The organism is Nocardia sp. NPDC059228, from assembly GCF_042754245.1.
Lineage (GTDB): Bacteria > Actinomycetota > Actinomycetes > Mycobacteriales > Mycobacteriaceae > Nocardia.
Genome location: NZ_JBHZAL010000014.1, coordinates 113,852 through 129,983 on the forward strand (window position 1 = coordinate 113,852; position 16,132 = coordinate 129,983).

General features: G+C 68.1%; 17 protein-coding genes. 5 read left to right on the plus strand and 12 right to left on the minus strand.

All coding sequences use genetic code 11. From position 1 onward, the window contains the following. Window positions 1-6 precede the first annotated feature (6 nt). The 3 genes from ACFXKA_RS22330 to ACFXKA_RS22340 all read right to left on the minus strand — a co-directional run bounded on the left by ACFXKA_RS22330 (window position 7) and on the right by ACFXKA_RS22340 (window position 3,257). Window positions 7-987, minus strand: a complete 981-nt coding sequence (locus ACFXKA_RS22330; protein ID WP_379428707.1) for a hypothetical protein — start codon at window positions 985-987, stop codon at window positions 7-9. 5 nt (window positions 988-992) lie between these two features. After that, a complete protein-coding gene (locus ACFXKA_RS22335) occupies window positions 993-2,012 on the minus strand; it encodes a hypothetical protein (protein WP_379428708.1) in 1,020 nt (339 codons plus the stop codon). Window positions 2,013-2,105: 93 nt separating this feature from the next. Continuing rightward, window positions 2,106-3,257, minus strand: a complete 1,152-nt coding sequence (locus ACFXKA_RS22340; RefSeq protein WP_379428709.1) for a serpin family protein — start codon at window positions 3,255-3,257, stop codon at window positions 2,106-2,108. A 137-nt stretch (window positions 3,258-3,394) separates the two neighbouring features. On the opposite strand from ACFXKA_RS22340, the gene ACFXKA_RS22345 reads away from it, so the two are divergent. Together ACFXKA_RS22345 and ACFXKA_RS22350 are read left to right on the plus strand one after the other, a co-directional pair. Next, a complete protein-coding gene (locus ACFXKA_RS22345) occupies window positions 3,395-3,907 on the plus strand; it encodes a DUF4334 domain-containing protein (protein WP_379428778.1) in 513 nt (170 codons plus the stop codon). An 82-nt stretch (window positions 3,908-3,989) separates the two neighbouring features. Beyond that, complete coding sequence (locus tag ACFXKA_RS22350) at window positions 3,990-5,222, plus strand: FAD-dependent oxidoreductase (protein WP_379428710.1); 1,233 nt, start codon at window positions 3,990-3,992, stop codon at window positions 5,220-5,222. A 110-nt stretch (window positions 5,223-5,332) separates the two neighbouring features. Here ACFXKA_RS22350 and ACFXKA_RS22355 read toward each other — a convergent pair whose 3' ends face one another. The 3 genes from ACFXKA_RS22355 to ACFXKA_RS22365 are packed head-to-tail and all read right to left on the minus strand — an operon-like array spanning window position 5,333 to window position 6,882. Then, window positions 5,333-5,959: an alpha-ketoglutarate-dependent dioxygenase AlkB gene (locus ACFXKA_RS22355; RefSeq protein WP_354837372.1), complete on the minus strand. Its 627-nt coding sequence runs from the start codon at window positions 5,957-5,959 to the stop codon at window positions 5,333-5,335. A 46-nt stretch (window positions 5,960-6,005) separates the two neighbouring features. Next, window positions 6,006-6,377 carry a hypothetical protein gene (locus ACFXKA_RS22360; protein ID WP_354837374.1) on the minus strand — a complete coding sequence of 124 codons (372 nt, stop codon included), beginning with the start codon at window positions 6,375-6,377 and terminating at the stop codon, window positions 6,006-6,008. Between the two features lie 49 nt (window positions 6,378-6,426). Beyond that, a complete protein-coding gene (locus ACFXKA_RS22365) occupies window positions 6,427-6,882 on the minus strand; it encodes a roadblock/LC7 domain-containing protein (RefSeq protein ID WP_354837376.1) in 456 nt (151 codons plus the stop codon). Between the two features lie 502 nt (window positions 6,883-7,384). On the opposite strand from ACFXKA_RS22365, the gene ACFXKA_RS22370 reads away from it, so the two are divergent. Next, on the plus strand, window positions 7,385-8,080 hold the full coding sequence (locus tag ACFXKA_RS22370) for an SGNH/GDSL hydrolase family protein (protein WP_379428711.1): 696 nt from the start codon (window positions 7,385-7,387) through the stop codon (window positions 8,078-8,080). Between the two features lie 79 nt (window positions 8,081-8,159). Further along, window positions 8,160-9,614 (plus strand): MFS transporter, encoded by a 1,455-nt coding sequence (locus tag ACFXKA_RS22375; protein WP_379428712.1) that lies wholly within the window; start codon window positions 8,160-8,162, stop codon window positions 9,612-9,614. Window positions 9,615-9,662: 48 nt separating this feature from the next. Here ACFXKA_RS22375 and ACFXKA_RS22380 read toward each other — a convergent pair whose 3' ends face one another. Together ACFXKA_RS22380 and ACFXKA_RS22385 are read right to left on the minus strand one after the other, a co-directional pair. After that, window positions 9,663-10,547: an alpha/beta fold hydrolase gene (locus ACFXKA_RS22380; protein WP_379428713.1), complete on the minus strand. Its 885-nt coding sequence runs from the start codon at window positions 10,545-10,547 to the stop codon at window positions 9,663-9,665. 43 nt (window positions 10,548-10,590) lie between these two features. Next, entirely contained in the window at window positions 10,591-10,989 is a 399-nt protein-coding gene (locus ACFXKA_RS22385; RefSeq protein WP_379428714.1) for a hypothetical protein, read from the minus strand. Between the two features lie 106 nt (window positions 10,990-11,095). Between ACFXKA_RS22385 and ACFXKA_RS22390 the strand changes: the two genes are divergently transcribed. Continuing rightward, window positions 11,096-11,695 (plus strand): TetR/AcrR family transcriptional regulator, encoded by a 600-nt coding sequence (locus tag ACFXKA_RS22390; protein ID WP_379428715.1) that lies wholly within the window; start codon window positions 11,096-11,098, stop codon window positions 11,693-11,695. Between the two features lie 3 nt (window positions 11,696-11,698). On the opposite strand, the gene ACFXKA_RS22395 is transcribed toward ACFXKA_RS22390, so the two are convergent. The 4 genes from ACFXKA_RS22395 to ACFXKA_RS22410 all read right to left on the minus strand — a co-directional run bounded on the left by ACFXKA_RS22395 (window position 11,699) and on the right by ACFXKA_RS22410 (window position 16,029). Beyond that, window positions 11,699-12,589 (minus strand): alpha/beta fold hydrolase, encoded by an 891-nt coding sequence (locus tag ACFXKA_RS22395; RefSeq protein ID WP_379428716.1) that lies wholly within the window; start codon window positions 12,587-12,589, stop codon window positions 11,699-11,701. A 99-nt stretch (window positions 12,590-12,688) separates the two neighbouring features. Further along, entirely contained in the window at window positions 12,689-14,056 is a 1,368-nt protein-coding gene (locus ACFXKA_RS22400) for an MFS transporter (RefSeq protein WP_379428717.1), read from the minus strand. Further along, window positions 14,053-14,499: a MarR family winged helix-turn-helix transcriptional regulator gene (locus tag ACFXKA_RS22405; RefSeq protein ID WP_379428718.1), complete on the minus strand. Its 447-nt coding sequence runs from the start codon at window positions 14,497-14,499 to the stop codon at window positions 14,053-14,055. Before ACFXKA_RS22405 ends, ACFXKA_RS22400 begins: the two co-directional genes overlap by 4 nt. 81 nt (window positions 14,500-14,580) lie before the next feature. Continuing rightward, on the minus strand, window positions 14,581-16,029 hold the full coding sequence (locus tag ACFXKA_RS22410; RefSeq protein WP_379428719.1) for an APC family permease: 1,449 nt from the start codon (window positions 16,027-16,029) through the stop codon (window positions 14,581-14,583). Window positions 16,030-16,132: the final 103 nt, after the last annotated feature.

Sequence of the window (16,132 nt, forward strand, 5' to 3'; positions counted from 1 at the left end):
ATCCGGTCAGAGATCCACGTCGTCGGTCCCGGTGGCGGCCGGCAGCGCCCCGACGCTGCGTCCGGGCCGGGCGCCGCCCAGCGGTGCGAGGGCCTTGCCCACCGCGTCGGCCTCGCTGGTCGATCCGATATCGCGCAGATCGGCCAGCCCCGCCCCGAGGTCGATGCGGTCCTCGGCGATGCCGATGGTCAGGGCGATGAGCTCGCACACCGCGGCCGGATCGTCGAGCCGCAGGAACCGCTCACCCAGCAGCCCCTGCCAGTGCTCGGCGATCTCCGGATCCCGGTAGTAGCTGGACTGATTGGGCAGGATGTAGTGCACGTGCCAGCGGTCGGCCAGCTCGCGGTAGATCGACTCGACCGAGATGTCGTGGTCGACGTCGTCGCCGATGACGGTGCGAAGGTGGCGAGCGGCCAGCCGCTTCTTGTTCAGCTCGTCGCCGACGATGAACAGGTAGCCCTTGCGGCCCCGTTTGTCCCACGCGTCGGTGGCGGTGTGCCGGGCGATGAAATACGCTGCCAGCTCGTAACTTTCGGACTTCTGCCCGCCACCGCCGCCCTCCAGCAGGATGAGCCGCAGCTGCTCGTCCATCCGGTTGTCGGATTCGAACTGCCCGACCTGCAGCGGCACCCGGTCGCTGTCGGCGTCGCCGATGGCCCCGAACAGGATCTGCGGATCCTCCGCATAACCCTTGCGCTGCAACAGCCCGTGCAGTTTGGCCAGCTTCTCCTGCATGATGCGGGGCACCCTGCCCATGGATCCGGTGACGTCGAACAGCACCGCGATGGGCAGTGAGTTGCCGTGGTCGTCGGAGTCCCGCGACTCCCGCTTGTCCACCCCGAACGGATCCAGGGTGGGGTGCGCCTTCCACTGATCCCACGGCACCGACCGCATATCCGCGGTGTAGCCGAAGTCGTCGAGGCCCTTCGCCGCGCGGAAGGTCCGCGCCGCGTCGTAGGCACTGTCGTCCCAGCTTCCGTAACCCATTGCTATCACTTACCTTTCGTGAGCTCGAAGGGCCGGAAGCGGCGCTTCCCGTAGAGCCGGTCGAGCAGATCGTCGAATTCCCCGAGCAGGTCCGCGGCGTCGGGCCGCAGCCGTGGATCGGATTGCAGGCACCCCGTGGCGTAGGACCGCATGGCCGCGGGTGCGCGGTCGCCGAGCATGGTGAGCATCAGGCGATGCGCGAGGTGGACATCGGTGGCGGGGGAGACCGCGTCCCGGATCTCCGGCGGATAGTCGAGCGACTTCAGCGTGGCCGCCGCCGGATTCCCGGGCCGGGTCGCGAAAGACCAGCCCGCCAGCACGATTCCGTGCAGGCGCGGATGCACCAGCACATTGGCCGGGCTGATGGCGGTGTGCACCCACCCCGCCAGCTGTGCTCCGGCCAGGCAGCGCAGCAGCCGGCGATGCATCCAGGCGTAGTCGCGCGGGTCCAGGCCACCGGGGTAGGCGGCCCGGACTTCCTCGAGCGTCACGAACTCCCCGGTGAGCGCGCCGAGCACGTTCACCGTGCGCTGCTCGCCGGTCGCGGAGTCCAGATGGTCGACCGTATCGATCAGCTCCGGGAAGTAGGGCCCCGGCCATTTGTGCTCCGCGGCCACGATCGCGATGTCGCGCAGGGCATTTCGCTCCCCGGACAGCAGCCGGTTGGCCGCTGCCCGGCGCGGGATCTTCACGACCCGGTCCGAGCCGCTGCGGTACACGTCCGCGACCGAGCCCGACGCGTGCAGCGCACCCACCGGGTACGTCCCGTGTGCGCCGGTCACCTCGAAGGCGGGCCCGTCCAGTTCCAGCCACTGCCGGTACAGCTCGGCCAGCCGTGCGAACGCGACTCCCGCGACGCCGGCGTCGACAGCCTCCACCCGGTCGGGATGCACGATCCCCGCCAGCCGGTGGTAGCGCCGCCGGGCGTCCTGCCGGGCCGCGGAATCCGTTGCGGCAGCACCGAACAGATCCTCGGGCCGCCGGGCCGCCCGAATGCTCTCGGCGGTCTCTCGTGCTGTCGTCATTGTTTTAGGCTAGATGACTAAAACAATGCGCACCAGAGGCTCGGGGGAACTTTTTGTAGTTTCGACAAAAAGCCTGGCGGGCGGGCCTTGTGGTCAGCGACCGGGGTGTGCGACCCATCCGGCGACCACGGCCAGCCCGGTGGGCCGGTGCACGGCCAGGAATCCGAACGGGCGGTCGAACGTCACCGTGGTGTGCAGCACGGTGTGCGCGGGTCTCGGGAACCGGGCGCTGGCCAGGTTCATCGACAGCGCGGTGACCGCGGCGGCATCGAACCCGGTCTCGGTGAAGCGCGCGAACACGTCCTGCGCGGCCTGGTCGACATAGAGCGGGCGCGCCGACATCGCCGGGAAATGGCCCCGCGCACTGTCGGTCACCGTGGTCAGGCCGAACAGTGCCGACTGGTCGATCAGGTTGTGCAGGCTGCGAATCTCGAAGGGCGGCAACAGGGTTTCCAGGCTGTCGCCCTGCCCGTGATCGGCCACGGCCCGCACTCTCAGTCCGGGTGCTTCGGTGCCTGCCGGCAGGTCCGTCCGGATCGGGATGGTGCCGTCCAGTGCGTCGAGGCCGGTCGTCAGAACTGTGCCCGGCGTGCCCTCGCCCAGAAGCAGGTGTACGTCGAGATCTTCTGTGCCGTAGACGATTACGCGCGTCACCGCCGTATCCGCGCCGAGTACGCTCGCGTGCTGTGGGCGCGACGAGAACCGGCGCAGAGCGGGACCGCTGTGCCCACGCCACGGTCCGTCGGTGACCTCCATGGTGGTCCGGCGGAAGGGGTCCTCCCATCGGGTGCGGGCGACCAGCGCGGTGGCGAGTACCAGGACCGTCGCGGCGTCGATCGGGAGCGGGAACTTCTCGATCAGGCCGTCGGTGTGGCCGCTCGCCCAGGTGTCGAGGGCGGCCTGATCGGTGAGGGTCTCCACGGTTCCCGCCGGCAGTCGTCGCGACCACTCCGGGCGCAGCGGCAGGTCCCGCCGGACCCAGAGACCGAGCGCCGCCGAGACCGAGCCGGCCTCGGTCAGGGTGCGCAGCAGGTCCAGCGCCCGACCATGGCCGTCGGCGGCGGAAATGCCGGTGGCCATGGCGAGTTCGCTGCGTCCGGGCTCGTCGGCGGCGGAGGCCAGCAGGGCGAGCAGTGGCCAGACGCCGCAGCCGGACAGTACGAAGTCCCCGGTCCCGGCGGCGCCGCACCAGCGGGCGGTGAGGCGGTTGGCGGCATCGACATATTCGGCCAATGCGGTCGTCATGATGTCAGCCTAGGTCTAATGAGCCCGCCCGATCCGGGGCTACGGTGAGAGAAACGATGTCGTCGACTCTCACCGAGGAGATCATGATGGTTGCCGCTGATACGGCGACGGAGCCTGCCGCGCGCCTGCGGGCATTGATGGAGCACGGTGCCACCGCCGCGCAGGCATGGGCGTTGTTCGACGCCCTGCCCATGGTGCGAGTCGAGGAGATCACCACGGGCCGGTGGCGGGGCGACGAGGTCGCGACGGGTCATCCGTGGGACGGGCTGCTCGTCGAATCCGGCTGGTATGGCAAGCAATTCGACAGCGCCGATGATGTGCAGCCCCTGTTGTTCTCGGGGCCGGACGGGGGCATCTTCCCCGTCGACCCGCGCCGGGTCCCGCTGTTCCTGGCGGGCAAGGTGCCGGTGACCGGCCTGCGCCCGGTGCGCCGCTCGCTCGGGGTGTTGCGGCCGGTGTTGCGGACGACGACTCCGCGCGCCCGGCTGCGGAACCTGGAGTTCCGTGGAAAGTTCAGTGCCGCAATGATCTACGATCACCTGCCGATCATCGATATTTTCCGGCGAGTCGACAACGACACGCTGCTCGGCGTCATGGATATGCGCGGGCTGAACGAACCGTACTTCTTCGTCCTCTACCGCGACCGCTAGCCGCCTGCACGAAGCGTCTGTCCCCGAGTCGAGCTCGGCCTACCATCGAAGAGGACAGTGGTCTTCGACTCGGGAGGTCCCGATGGAACGCACGACCTGTCTGATCGCCGGTGGGGGACCGGCGGGAATGTTCCTGGGGCTGATGCTGGCCCGCGGTGGCATCGAGGTCATGGTGCTCGAGAAACACGGTGACTTCCTGCGCGACTTCCGCGGCGACACCGTGCACCCGACCACCCTGGAACTCATCGACGCGCTGGGTCTGCGCGAGGACTTCGCGAAACTGCCGCAGCGGCGGTTGAACGACATACAGATACCCATCGGCGGTCGCATGGTGCCGCTCGCGACGTTCGCGCACATCCCGGGCAGGCACAAATATGTGGCTATGGTGCCGCAGTGGGACCTGCTGGATCTACTGGCCCGCGCGGGCGACGTCGAGCCGACCTTCCGGTTGCGCATGAACACCGAGGCGGTCGATCTGGCGTACGAGGGCGGCACCGTCGCGGGTGTGCGCTATCGCACGAAAGATGGTGCGACCGGCGAGATTCGCGCCGACCTCACGGTGGCCTGCGACGGCCGCTCCTCGGTGCTGCGTGCGGCAGCCGGGCTCGGGGTTCACAACTGGCCCACGCCGTTCGACGCGTGGTGGTTCCGCATCCCGCGCAACGGCACCGACCCGGCCGGTCTGATCCCGGTGGTCAGCGCCCACCGCGTGGCGGTGCTGTTCGACCGCGGCGACTACTGGCAGAGCGCTACGCTGATCGCCAAGGGCAGTGACACCGACCTGCGCACGCGCCAACCGGTCGGCGTCATCATGCGTGATCTGGGCGCGGTGGCCCCGTGGCTGGGCGACCGCACCGACGCCCTCCGGACCTGGGACGAGGTGAAACTGCTCGACGTCAAGCTGGATCGCGTCGACCGCTGGTACACCGACGGCCTGTTGTGCATCGGCGACGCCGCCCACGCCATGTCCCCGGTCGGCGGCGTCGGCATCAACCTGGCGGTGCAGGACGCGGTGGCCACCGCGCGCATTCTCGGCCCGAAACTGTTGTCGCACACCGTAACCACCGCCGACCTGGCCCGGGTCCAGCGCCGGCGAGCCCTGCCGACGGCCGTTGTCCAGAGCATGCAGCGGCTGGCCCACGCCGGCGTCATCCGCCCGGCGGTGGCGGGCCGCCTGGACGTCTCGAACGCCACCGAAACGCCCACGGCTCTACGCGTTTTCCGGCGCATCCCCGTGGTGCGCAGCCTGCCGACCTTCCTGGTCGGCCGAGGTGTGCTACCCGAGCCGGTACCCGCATTCGCTCGTCGCGACTGAACCGCACTGTCCGTGCGGGGGAGCGAAAGCCCCTGCGGCGCAGGATATCCGCGTGGTAGGGATTTGTCAGGCGGTGGGCCGACCTGGCCGCGGCGTCCGGACCCCTCGTCCTACCGGACGCCGCGCGGGCGGAACTGAATACTGATGCGCGGCCCCACCGGCCGCTTCGTCTTGGGAATGGCATGCTCCCAGGTCCTTTGGCACGAACCACCCATGACGATGAGATCCCCGTGCCCCAGCGGATACCGCACGCTGGCTCCACCGCCGCGCGGTCGCAAGAGCAACGCACGTGCAGCGCCCACCGACACGATGGCCACCATGGTGTCGTCGGTCGCCCCGCGCCCGGAGGTGTCCCCGTGCCAGGCGACGCTGTCGTTTCCGTCGCGGTAGTAGCACAGGCCCGCGGTGGTGAACGGCTCACCCAGTTCAGCGGAGTAGTGCGTGCTCAACGCCTCCCGTGCCTCGGCCAGCACCGGATCCGGTAGCTCCCGCTCCGCCTCGTAGAAGCACAGCAGCCGCGGCACGTCCACCATCCGGTCGTACATGGCGCGCCGATCCGCGCGCCAGGGCACCTCCGTCACGAGCCGTTCGAACAGCACATCCGCGCCGCTCAACCAGCCCGGCAGCACATCCACCCAGGCGCCGTCGCCGAGTTCGGTGCGCTGTATCCCCTGCAGCGCACCGAGTTCCACCTCCCCGAAGCCGTCCAGAAGTGATCCCTGCCAAGGCGTCGACATGTCGAAGAACATACCACAATTCCGAACGTATGTTCGATGGAGCTGTTCAGATGTCGAGTTCTTCGTCGATCTTGCGGAGCTGATGACGGGCCAGGGCCAGGTTGCCGCGGATGCGGTCGAGGGCGAGATAGAGGAACAGGCGACTCGCCGGGTGCGCGCTCAGCGGGCGCAGCAGATGATACTGACCGGTCAGGGTGATCAGGATGTCCTCGATCCCTTCGTCGAGGCCGAGCTGTTCGATGGTGCGCATCTTGGCGCGGACCACCTCGGTATTGCCGGCCGCGCCGAGCTGCAGGTCCAGGGATCGGGATCCGCCGGCGGTGCCGAGGGTCATCCCGCTGCTGTAGTCGACGATCGCGGCGCCGAGCGCCCCGTCGATGGTCATCATGTCCTTCAGTGCCACATCCAGATTCGACATGTGTCTCCCTTTCCGTGTGATGTCCTCGATCGGTGGAATTCGGGTGCCGTCAGTCGTGAGGGGCCGGCGCCAGGGTCGCGGCGATGGCGCGGACCACCGGGCGGGCTTCCAGGTGAACACGGGCCAGCGTGGCGTCGGGGCCTGTGAGCAGGGCCAGGCAGGCGATGGGGCCGGCGCGGTAGACCACCACGTGACCGACGCCGCTGTCGAGGACCACCTCGTGCAGGTCGGCGCCATGGGTGGCGGCCGCGAAGGTCAGCGACACCGACAGCAGCGCCGCGGTCAGCGCCGCGATGCCGGTGGCTTCGATGGCATCCGGGAGATCGTCGGCCAGCAGCAGGCCGTCGCTCGAGGCCACCGCGGATCCGATCAGATGCGGAACGCGTCGCCGTAGCGTGTGTAGGTGGGTTTCGAGGTCGCTGCCCGCCGAGTCCGCACGCGGTGAATCGATGCGAGCGCCGCTGCCCGGACCGGTCAGGGCGGTGGCGTCGTGCGTGAGCGTCATGGCTCGTCTCCTCTGTCGGCGGGAACCTCTTCGCTGGCGCGCACGGACAACGTGCCTGCCCTGGTCGGGCGTCATGTGCGCGTGTCGATCGATCTCGAGCCGAACGCGTTGTGCCACTACGTGATCACTGGCGAGCTCTGCATCGCCGTTCGACGGCGCTACTTCCGGACCCACCGCAACTTGGACGAGCGAACACGCTGAGCACGACGCGCAAGTGTCAACGCCACCGATCTCATTGGGGCGCTGATGGTTTCACAAACTCACCTTCGGCTCCATCCAGAATAGCGATCCATCGGCGAATGCGCAGCAACAACTTGTGCTCCGATGCCGGGCGGCATTTCCGGGTAGGAGCTGCCATCGATTCGAACCGCCGGGTCGGTATTGATTGCGCGCCCGGGCATTTCAAATTCGACCGACCAGTCGCACTCGCGCTTGCCGGCTCGGCGCGTGGGCGTAGGTCACACCTTGTTTTTTACATACGGGCGACCGTATTGTTTTCTGCATGGAACAACATGTCCTCACCGAGGCGACCGATCCCTTCTGTCTGGACAGAGCGGCTGCCGTCGCACTGCTGACCGGGGCTCCCTGGCGGAGGTATGCCGTTCTGGGAGACAGCCTTTCCGCGGGAACCGGCGATCCCACCCCGGGCTACGGCGATCAGGGCTGGCCGGACCGCGTCGCCGGGATCCTGCGATCGGTTCGGCCGGATCTGGCCTATCTCAATGTCTCCGAGATCGGCGCGACGACCGCCCAGGCGCTCGAGCGGCAGGCGGATCGCGTACTCGCGTTCTCCCCGGACCTGCTCCACCTGCCGTGCGGGGCCAATGACATCGTGCGGCGCACACCGGACTTCGACGAGATCGAGCGAACCCTGCGACGCATGTACGACCTGGCGAAGCAGACCGGCGCACTGCTGACCACCTTCACACTCGGCCGGGCCTATGTCGTCCCGGTCTTCCCGGACTGGCCGGAGCGGATCGCCAGGGTCAACGAGATCGTGCGCGGGCTGGCAGCCGAATACGACGCGCTCGTGGTGGATATGTGGGACCACCCGGTCAACGACCGCGACAACCTGCTCAGTGCGGATCGCATCCACTTCTCGACCTCGGGCCAGGCCGTCATGGCGTCCGAGTCGGTCGAGAAGCTGGCGAAATCACTGGGTCGCAACACATCCGAGTTGTCCTCGACCTCGCGCTGACCCCTCACGGCGAGCAGCGCAGGCCGAACTTTCCGGGTTCGTACAGTGCCCGGCCCTGACAAATGAAGAGGTTTCCATCGTGGCAGTCAGTCAGTACTCAGCCGGTCGGCCGGTCGTGGCCGCGGACGCCGAAGCCATTCCCTGGACGACGATCTCGATTGTCCTGAGCGCCTTGTTCGTCGCGGTTCTGGATTCGTTCATCGTCGTGGTCGCCGCCCCCTCGATCGTGGCGGATCTGCACGCCTCCGCCGGTGACGTCCAATGGGTGCTCGCGGGCTACCAATTGAGCTACGCGGTCTTCATCATCACCGCTACCCGCTTGGCCGATCTGTACGGCCGCAAACGGATCTTCCTGCTCGGTGCCGCGGTGTTCACGCTGTCCTCGGTCGCGTGCGCGCTCGCACCGGACGCGGGCAGCCTCATCACCGCGCGCGTCGTCCAGGGCCTGGGCGCCGCGCTGATGGTGCCGCAGGTGTTCGCCTATGTCACCGTGCTGGTGCCGGCGGCCAAGCGGCACAGCGTCTTCGGCGTGGTCGGCATCGTCATGGGCATGGCCACCATCGGCGGACAGGTCATCGGCGGACTGCTGATCGGCGCGGATCTGTTCGATTCCGGCTGGCGCCTGGTGTTCTGGGTGAACGTGCCGATCGGCGTCGTCATGTTCCTGCTCGCCCTGCGCTCTGTGCCGGCCACCGGGTCGGCCGCCTCCCGCCGACTGGACCTGCCCGGCGTGCTGATGCTCAGCGTGGCCCTCTTCCTCCTGGTGCTGCCATTGATCCAAGGGCAGCAGGCGGGCTGGCCGGGCTGGGTCTGGGCCTGCTTCGGGGGCAGCGCAGTCGCTTTCGGGGCGTTCGTCGCGATCGAGCGTCGGCTGGAAAGCCGGGGCGGGGATCCGCTGGTGCCGTTGACCTTGTTCGGCCAGCGCTCGTTCTCGCTCGGGATCGTCCTCGTGCTCACCCTGTACGCGCTGATCTACTCGTACTATCTGGCCCTGTCGGTGACGATGCAGCAGGGTCTCGGCCTGTCGGCGCTGGGAGCGGGCCTGGTCTACGCGCCTGCGGCAACCGCGTTCTTCGTGTTCAGCATGGTGGCGAGCCGGACCATCCCGAAATACGGGCGACGGGTCCTCGAGGTCGGCGCGATCATCATGGCGAGCGGCTACCTGGCGACCGGCCTGCTGCTGGTGTCCGGCCCGCGGATCACGCCACTGCTGGTGATCCCCACCCTCGTATTGCAGAGTGTCGGTGGCGGATTGGTCATCACGCCCGCGCTCAACACGGTGCTGAGCCGGGTGCGACCGGAGTCGGCCGGCGTCGCGTCGGGGGCCCTGTCGACGGCCCAGCAGTGCGGGGGAGCGCTGGGTGTCGCCGTGATCGGCGCGATCTTCTTCGGCGCGTTCGATCCCGCCGCGGCAGACCGGGTCGCCGCCGCCGGTCACGCCTTCGCTGTCGCGTCCTTCGCGACCTGCGTCATCGCGGTCGTCTCGGGTGTGATCGTGTTTCTGCTCCCGAAACAGCCTGCGGCCCAGGGCTGAACGGGTCGATGTGCTGACGGCCGGGCCCGCCCGGCCGTCAGCATCGGATCAGGCCGGGACCTGATCGTGCTGGTTCACGAATGCGAGGAACCGCGGAATGACCTGCTCGGGAATGGCCCACAGCATCTCGTGGCCGACGCCCGGGTAGATGTCGACCTCGGCCCCGGGTATGTGTTCACGGACTCTTTGTGCGCCCACTTCCGGATCATTGGCGACCGTGGTGGCGCCGAACAGCACCATCAGTGGCGCGGTGACGGCCTCCAGTTGCTCGTCGGTGAGCGGTCGCTCCCACGGCATGGCGAGACGGAACCTGATGGCGCTCAACGTCAATGCCCACTGTTCCTCGCTGAACTCCAGACCCGGTGTGAGCCACTCCGAGAGCTTCGCCAGCCGCTTGCGGGTCGGCACCATCCCGCCGACGAGGAACCGGAACAGCACACTCCAGCGCGGTGTGGTGAAGGTCGCCCCGCCTGGTTCGAGCATGGTCAGGCTGGCCACCCGCTCGGAGTGCTGGACACCGACCAGCAGCGCCAGCCAGGAGCCGACGGAATACCCGCCCAGATGCACGCGCTCGATACCCAATCCGTCGAACACCTCCAGCAGCCAGCGCACGATGTCGTCCTCGTCGCGCAGTGGCTCGGTCTGCTCGCTGCGTCCCGCCCAGCCCAACGGATCCGGGGTGTACACCACGTGATCCCGCGACAGTTCCGCGATGACCGACTCCCAGAACAGCCCATTGCCCGGCATCCCCGGCAGCAGCACGATCGGCGTGCCGTCTCCCGACCCGGATTTGCGCACTCGTGTTGTGCCGAACGAGGTGTCGATATCGAGATCGATCGACGGCACCGGCCACTGCGCGGCCATCGCGTCGTACGCACGCAGGTACTTCTCCTTGGCCTTCGCGCTGGTGAAACGTCCGATCTTCTTGGCCATCGGGCCTTCCCTTCCTCTTCGGTGCGTGGTCTGTGTCGGTCGTCTACTCGGCGGTGAGCAGGTCGGCCGGCTCGTGCGAGCGGGCGAAGGCCAGAATCCGGTCCAGTACGGCGTCCTTGCCCGGGCCGTGGAACAGCAGCCCATGGTTCGCGCCCGGGTAGATCTCCACCTCGCAGTCCGGCAGGTGCCGCCGGGCCCGCGCGGCGGCCCGCTCGGGATTGCCCAGCACGGTCTCGGACCCATAGATCAGGAGGGCGGGGGCGGTGATCGCCTGCAGCTCTTCGTCTTTCAGTCGTTGCGGCCACGGGGTCCGGGTCCGATAGCCGAGTCCCGCCTTCGCGAACTCGATGTACCGAATAGTCCACAGTTTCGACAGTGACGCGTAGGCCTTCATGTAGGCGTCCTGTGCCGCCTTGCTCTTCCATTGCCCGATCCCGGCCATGGTGCCTCCCCGCTCATCATCGTTGATGATACGAACGTATCATAAAAATGATATGGGCGTACCATCAAAAACTTCGATGCCAGGGAGTCATAGGAGAGCTGGTTATATGCCGCGTTTGGTGGATCACGAGCAGCGGCGGCGGGAGATCACCACGGCCGCGCGCGCGGTCATCGCCGCCGGTGGGCTGGATGCCGCCACGTTCCAGTCCGTGGCGGCGCAGGCTGGGGTCTCGGTGCGCCTGATCCAGTACTACTTCGGCACCAAGCGTGATCTCATGCTCGCCACGCATCGTGCGGTGGTGGAGGACTGGGGGAGGGTATTCGCGGAGGCGCTGGGTGCGCTGGGGCCCGATGCCGCACCGCGCGAGGTCATCCGGGCTGTCTCGCTCGGGCTGATTCCCCTGGACGATGTTCGGCACCAGGACAATCTGGTGTTCGCGGCCTTCCACGCGGCGAATCTGACCGGCAATACCGTCACCTCGGAGGAGATGATGGGCGCGCCGCGGTATCTGATCGCCAGCTTCACCGAGCAGCTGCGGCGGGAGCGTCCGGGCGAGACCGGCACGCGTGCACTTGAACTCGACGCGGAGCTGATCGTTCTCGCGGTCACCGGGATCAGTCAGGCGGTCCTGGCCGGCGGGGCCACCCGGGAGAGGGCGGTCGAACTACTCGACCACCTGCTCGACCGGGTGTTCGCCGGTGAATAGCGGCTAGCGGCCCTCGCCGCCGACCTGCGCGCGCACGAAATCGACCACCGCGTCGGTGAATTCGTCATTGGCGTCGCTGGCGGCGGTGTGTGCCGCGGTGCCGATCTCGGTGTAGTCGGCGTGCGGGACCAGGGCCCGGAACGCGGCGACGCCCTCCTCGCTGACGACGTCGGACAGCGCGCCGCGCACCAGCAGCACCGGGATGGTCAGCTGCCGCGCCGCGTGCTCCAGTTGCTCGGTGTGCACGTCGATCTCCTCGCCGCGCCCGTCGCGCGGGCCGCCCATCATGGCGGGATCCCAGTGCCAGTACCAGCGACCGTCGGCGCGCTGGCGCAGATTGCGTTGCAGCCCTTCGGGATTGCGTGGGCGGCGGCGGTGGGGGAGGTAGGCGGCGACGGCGTCTGCGGCCTCCTCGAGGCTGGCGAAGCCCTCCGGGTTGCTGCTCAGGAAGTTGATGACGCGCTCGACGCCCTTGCGCTCGGGACGTGGCACCACATCGACGAGGACGAGACCGGTGATGCGCTCACGCTCCGGGTGGGTGGTGGCCATGAGCCCGGTCAGGCCGCCCATGCTGGCGCCGACGACGAAGGCGGGCTGGTCCAGTTCGCGCAGCACCGCGATGAGGTCCTCGACCATGGCCTCGCGCGTGTAGTTGCCGTCCGGGTCCCAGTCGCTGTCGCCGTGCCCGCGCGCGTCGAGCAGGACGGCGTGCATCCCGGCCTTGGCCAGGGCGAGTCCGGAATCCTTCCACGAGCCGCGGGTCTGGCCGCCGCCGTGCAGGAACACCACCAGCGGGCCGTCCTGGGGTCCCCAGCTGTCCCCGGCGATGGTGATACCGCCGTGCCCGCGGAAGCTCACCCGGGCGGGTTCGGTGAATTCAGCGTCGTTGCTCACCCTTCGAGCATTGCACATGCGTGTTTACGGTGTATGAAGACTGGCCGGTAGCTAGGACCGCAGGCGGTCAGGGCCGGCCGTCGCGCTGGTCGCCGCTGGTCACAGCGAGCGGTCGATCACCGCGAGGACCAGGCACAATGCCGCCGCCGCCAGCATGAACGCGGCCAGATTGTGCAGTCCCGCGATGCCGGAACCCGGGGTGAGGAATGCGCCACTGACCGCCGCCGACCCGATCGCGCCGAAATAGGAGAAGGTCCGCATCAGGCCCGCCGAGGAACCGATGCGCTCCGGCTCGGCCTGGTGGTAGAGGGCGTTCTGGTTGGCCAGATTGTTGAGCCCCTGCGGGATGCCGTTGATGACGGCCGCGCCGACCAGCAACCACAGGGCGGTGCCGGAGTGCAGGGTCAGCAGCAGCACCGTCATGACCACCTGGCAGGTGCAGCCGACCAGCAGCTTGCCGCGAACCTCGGGCCGCCGGCCGGTGAGCGCGGACACGCCGATCGCGGTGGCCGACATGGGCAGCAGGATCAGGCCCGCCCCGGCGGCGGAGAGGCCGCGTCCCTCCTCCAGCCACTGGGTGAAGCCGTACAGGAAGCAGTAGCCGACCAGTGCGGTCAGGAGGGTGCGGGTGTAGGTGGCCAGCAGCGGGACATCGCCCGCGAGCAGCCGCACATCGAGGAAAGGCCGCTCGGCCCGCCGCTCCCGCCACACCAGTCCGGCTCCGGCGGCGATGGCCAGCACCGGCAGATACCAGTGCGCCGCTTGCGGTTTCATCAAGAAGGACAGGAAGCCGATCAACATCGCCGTGAACAACCCGATACCGGGCAGATCGATATCGGACCACCGGCCGCCGTGCGGCGCATCGGTTCTCGCTATCCGCCGCCATCCGATGACCAGGCACGCCAGTGCCAGCGGCAGATTGACCGCGAACGTCGCCCGCCAGCCGCCGAGATGGATCAGGAGACCGCCCAGGCTCGGGCCGATGACGGCAATGGTCTGAGTGGCCACGGCCAGGGCGGTGAGCACCCCCTGCGGACTGTCCTTCCCGGTGCGTTCGGACTCGCTGCGGATCAGGTACATGGATGCGGGATAGCCCGCGCACGTGCCGAATCCGAGAATCACCCGGGCCAGCACCAGTACCCAGAGACTCGGCGCGACCATGCCCAGCAGGCCGGCGAATCCGGTGAGCGCGGCGCCGCCGAGAAACAGCCGCCGCGGCCCGTAGAGGTCGATGAGCCGTCCCACCACCGGCTGCCCGATGGCGGTGGCCAGGTACAGCGCCGACACCAGCCATGCGGTCTCCGACGCCGGCGCGCCGAACGCCACACCGATCGGCACCAGCGAGACCGCGATGATGGACGAATTGATCGGGTTCAGGATCGAGCTGGTGATCATGGGCACCAGCAGCCGCCGGTCGAATCCGTCGGGCGGTCGCTCCCGGGTCCGCCGGTGCAGCGTCGAGATCATTGCGGCCCGAGTCTTTCCAGCAGCTCCAGCGCCGCCAGCAGCGTCTGCCGCTCGGCCTCGGTGTACTTCTCCTCGAGGGCGGTGGTGAGCCATTCCTGCCTCGCCCGGCTGCGGCCCGCCATCAGCTCCCGCCCGGCCGGGCTCAGCGAAACCAGTTGCCGCCGGCCGTCTTTGGGATCGGGCCGCCGCAGTACGAAGCCGCGGTCGCTGAGAATGGCGAGGTGGGTGGCGATGGCCTGCGGCCGCACCCGCTCCGCCGCGGCGATCTCGCTGGCGGTGGCGTCACCGTTCTTCAACCGGCTCAGCACCGACAGCTGCGAGGGCGTCAGCTCCATATTGTCCGACGCCTCGAGGAACCGCCGTCGCAGGCGGCTCACCAGAACGCGCAGTTCCCGGGCCGCCTGGGCCGAGGACGCGGACAGGATCGCGGGGGCATCGGTCATGCCTCGACCCTAGATAGACAATCCAGGTTGCGCAATTGACATTGAACAACCTGAATTGTCTATCTCGCCACGGTCGGCCGGTCAGGCGGCCGCGGGTTCGGCGTCGAGGTACTCCTCACGGATCTGCTTCGGCCCGAACGGCCAGGTCTTCTCCGCCCGCGACCAGAGCAGGAAGGCCGCGATACCCAGGGCGGTCCAGGCCAGTGACCACTCGATCGGGTGCACGCCCGGATTCGCCTTGTCGGCGTACCCGTAGATGACCGCCCAGCCGATGGCCGCCACGACCGCCGGCAGCGGATACAGCAGCATCCGGTAGGGCCTCGCGAGCCCGGGCTGCCGTCGCCGCAGGACGGCTACGGCCGCGATCTGCGCGAAGGCCTGCACGATCACCATGACCGTGGTCAGCAGTGAGATCAATACCGCCAATGGGGGGTGGGTGGCCGAGGCGCCCACATGCCGGGCGAAGACGAACCCGGCCGCGGTGATCGCACCCATCACGATCAGCCCGAGCACCGGGAATTCGTGTTCGGAGTGCAGCCGTCCGAAGGATCGGAAGAACACCCCGTCGCGGGCGGCGTCGAACGGTACCCGCGAGCCGCCGAGTAGTCCGGCGAAGACCGAGGCGAAGGCGGTGACGAGAATCAGCACGGTCACCACATCGGCGGCACCCTTCCCGAAGGTCTTCTCCAGCACCGCCGACGCAACCGATTGTGAGGCAACGTTGTTCGGGTCGAGCATGTCGTGCCAGTCGATGACGCCGAGCACACCGATCTGCATGCCGAGATAGATGACCATGACCGCGAGCACCGCGTAGATGATCGAGCGGGGGAGGACCCGCCCCGGATTCTTCAGCTCCGCACCGATATACGCGCTGGTGTTGTAGCCCAGGTAGTCGTAGATGCCGATGGTGAGCCCGGAGGCGAAGCCCAGCCAGAAGCCGCCGCGACCGAAATCGATGGCATGGTCGGGCCAGGTGAACGCCATGCTCGGATGAAAATGGGTGAACGCGGCCAGGATCACCGCGGCCACCGACACGATCATGACCGCCCACATCACCACGGTGATGCGGCCGATGGAATCCACCCGCCGCCACAGCAGCACCACGACCAGCGCCACCACCGCGAGCCCGACGATGTCACCCTGCCCGGTGGTCATGGACGGCCACAGATAGGTCAGGTACTGCACCAGTCCCTGCACGCCGGTGGACATGATCAGCGGAATGAAAAGGATCGCGGTCCAGACGAACAGGAACGGCATGAGCCGTCCCGTGCGGTACTGGAACGCCTCGCGCAGATACACATAGGTGCCGCCCGCGCCCGGCATGGCCGCGCCGAGTTCGGCCCAGATCAGGCCGTCGGCCAGCGCCAGCACCGCGCCGGCGACGAATCCGATGACGGCGTGCGGCCCGCCGAAGGCCGCGACCATGAGGGGGATGGTGACGAAGGGTCCGATGCCGACCATCTGGCTCATATTGATGGTCGTGGCCTGGAACAGGCCGATTCTTCGGGGGAGGGTGCGGGGGCCGGTCATGGCTGCCTCCGGGTCGCGCAGGGGAGGGCGTATGGGTTTTGTAAAGTTAAATTCCTTTACTATCGGAGTCAAGGGCCGCGGCCGATTGTTTACAGTCGGCTCG